The organism is Kocuria marina (assembly GCA_014652975.1).
GTDB classification, from domain to species: Bacteria; Actinomycetota; Actinomycetes; order Actinomycetales; family Micrococcaceae; genus Kocuria; species Kocuria marina.
In genome coordinates, this window is the sequence record BMZV01000021.1 from 1 (window position 1) to 548 (window position 548).

A 548-nucleotide genomic window follows, 5' to 3' on the forward strand; every position below is an offset into this window, starting at 1 on the left:
GATGGCGTCGAGGATCATCTCGGTGCGCATGTGCGACGCGACCCGCCACCCGACGATCATGCGGGAGAACGCGTCGATGATGAAGCACACGTACGCGACACCGGCCCAGGTCGCCACGAACGTCAGATCCGTCACCCAGAGCCGGTTCGGAGCGGTCGCGGTGAACTCCCGCTGCACCAGATCCGGGTGTCGCGCGGACGCCGGATCCGGCCTGGTCGTCTTCACCCGTTTCGAGCGCCTTGCGCCCTCGATCCCTGCCACCTTCATCAACCTCGCGGTCTGGTCGCGGCCGATCGCGATCCCCGCCCGCCGGGCCGCCTTCCAGAGCTTGCGGACCCCGTAGACCCGGTAGTTCGCCTCCCACAGCTCGACGAGCCGCGGGATCAGCTCCTCGTCCCGCTGGGCACGGGCGGACGGGGTGCGGGTCTTAGCGGCGTAGTAGCTGCTCGGAGCCACCTGCAACTGTCTGCAGATGAGCTCGACTCCGAGCCGGCGACCGTCGACGAGGTCGTCCTTGTTCGCGTCGATGAACGCGACTACTTCCGGTA

General features: G+C 67.7%; 1 protein-coding gene. It reads right to left on the reverse strand.

All coding sequences use genetic code 11. The features are described 5' to 3' along the window. Positions 1–548: IS3 family transposase (locus IE157_RS12735; RefSeq protein ID WP_193520157.1), on the reverse strand; the 548-nt coding region annotated here is incomplete at both ends.